Raw genomic sequence first — 2,267 nt, 5'->3', positions numbered from 1 at the left:
GACCGCCGGCTGGCCCTTGAAGAGCACGCGGCGGAACACCTCGGCGAACGTGAGCACGAGGAGGTTCGGCGCGAGCGAGATCAGTCCCGAGTCGATCCCGCCCGTCTTGATGCCCGCGAACGTGATGACCGCCACCGAGATGGTCCCCGCGACGATGCCGAGCATGATCGGGATGCCGTGCACGCGCACCCTCCGGGCGTTGGCAAACGCGACAGCGGGAGCGAACTGGGTCAGGCCGCCGTACGTGAGGAGGAGGAGCGAGGCGATGTCCGATTTCGCGAGGCCGAACACGAGCGCCACGCCCACGGCGAGCGCCACGATCACGTGGTTGAGCCGGAAGCGCAGCTTGGGGTTCTTGACCGGCACGAGGTTGTGGGAGACGAGCAGCGAGATGCCCATCGCGATCGCGCCCGCGGGGACCATGGCCGCCGCCGCGCCGCCGATCGCGATGACGGCGATGAGCGGCTCGGGGAGCGTGGCCTGCGCGACGCTCAGCAGCACGTTGTTGCCTGGCGTCTTCGGCTTGAGGATCAGGATGCCCGCGAGGCCCACAAGGATCGGGATGAAGAGGCACAGCTGGTAGACCGCGATCCAGCTGTTGTTGCGGCGCAGCACGGCGCCGCTCTTCGCGGCGAGGATGGGTGGCCACAAGTGCGGGAACGTGTTGAAGCCCGCGCCGAGGCCCGTCACGATCACGGAGCTGACCCAGAACGTCGCGTCGAGGCCCGGGCGGGAGACGGTGAAGTAGCCCGAGGAGATGGCGTTGACCTTCGTGACGACCTCCGGGATCCCGCCCACGCCCGCAATGACGCCCGCGAGCACGATCACGAGCGCGCCGACCATGAGGAAGTCCTTGAGCACGGCCACGCGGGCCAGGCCGCGGATGCCGGCCCAGATGACGAAGACGACCACGAGGGCGCTCGCCACGATCATGCTGTAGCCGCTCGCGTCGGCGCTCCCGGTGGCGAGCTGGACGATGAGGCCGAGGCCCGTGATCTGCAGCTGGAGGTACGGGATGAGGAACACGGCGCCCACGAGCGCCACGGTCCTGCCGAGCGTCCGGCTGCCGAAGCGGTCCTGGAAGAAGTCCGCCATCGTGAGATAGCCGCGGTTGGCGCCGAGCTGCCTCTGCCGCGGAGTGATGAAGTACTGCAGGATGCAGGAGATGGTCAGGTAGCCGACCGCGAAGAGCGCGGCCACGCCGCCGCCGTACGCGACGCCCGCGAGGCCCAGGAAGCTGAACGTCGTGAGGGACTCGCCGGCCTGCAGGAACCATGTGGTCCAGCGGGGCAGATTGCGCTTGCCGACCACCCACCCGGAGAGCTCGGTCTGGCGCGTGCGGGACCAGACGCCGATCGCGCCGATGGCCACGATCCCGAGAATGATGAGGACGGTCAGCATCAGTGGCCCTCCCCACGAGTCTCTTCTGGCCCATCCGCGCCCTGGGCGAGGCGGTCGGCGTCGAACGCTGCCTCCGCCGCGTCGAGCGCCGCGCCGCCGTCGCGCTGGTAGCTGCGCTCCACGATCTGGAGCGCGACGACCGTCGCGACCACCATGGCGGCCATCCACACGACGGCGGCGGGGATCCCGGCCACGAAGGTCGGGGTTGAGACGAAGGGCAGGAACGGGGTGACCACGATGCCGACCACCGGGGCCAGCGCAATGGTGAGCCGCCTGGGCGACGCGAGGGCGGGACTGATGGGGGCAGTGCTCATAGGACTGCAGCTCCTTGGGGAGAAACGCGCGGGCGAAGGGATGAGCAGGAGGAGAGCTTCTCGAAGGCCGAGGCCAGGCGGAGGAGGCGGGCGTCGCTGCCGCGCGCTCCCACCATCTGGAGGCCCACGGGAAGGCCGGCGAGCGTGAAGCCGGCCGGGACCGACAGGGCCGGGAGGCCCAGCGGGGTGAACAGGTAGGGAGCGCGCATCCAGTCGAGGTAGGTCTCGAGCGGGTGGCCCTCGATGTCAGTGGGGAACTCGATCCCGGCGTCGAACGGCGCGACCTGGGACGCCGGGGCGATCACGAGGTCGTACTGCTCGAAGAACTCCGCGGCGCGCCGCATGAGGCGGGTCATCGCCTCTTCGGCGCGGAAGACGTCGCGGCCGGTGAGGGCGCCGCCTTCGCGGATGTTCCCCGCGAGGAAGTGGTTGAACAGCTCGGGGTCCGCGGCGAGGTCGTCGCCCCACGCGGCGTCGAACGCCGCGGCGCGGAGCACCCGGAATGCCTCGTCCGCACCGCCGAGGTCGGGGCACGCAAGGTCGACGACGGCG

General features: G+C 70.3%; 3 protein-coding genes. All 3 read right to left on the bottom strand.

From position 1 onward, the window contains the following. Positions 1 to 1,401, bottom strand: a 1,401-nt coding sequence (locus ACLN58_RS21280; protein ID WP_415857210.1) for a sodium:solute symporter family protein, incomplete at its 3' end; no start/stop codon positions are given. After that, the gene (locus tag ACLN58_RS21275; protein ID WP_415857209.1) at positions 1,401 to 1,715 is read right to left on the bottom strand and encodes a hypothetical protein; all 315 of its coding nucleotides are present in this window, start codon (positions 1,713 to 1,715) and stop codon (positions 1,401 to 1,403) included. The genes ACLN58_RS21275 and ACLN58_RS21280, both read right to left, overlap by 1 nt. Next, on the bottom strand, positions 1,712 to 2,267 hold a 556-nt coding region (locus ACLN58_RS21270; RefSeq protein ID WP_415857208.1), incomplete at its 5' end, for an amidase family protein. The genes ACLN58_RS21270 and ACLN58_RS21275, both read right to left, overlap by 4 nt.

This window comes from Sinomonas sp. G460-2, assembly GCF_047759905.1.
Lineage (GTDB): Bacteria > Actinomycetota > Actinomycetes > Actinomycetales > Micrococcaceae > Sinomonas.
This window is presented reverse-complemented; position numbering and strand designations above follow the sequence as displayed.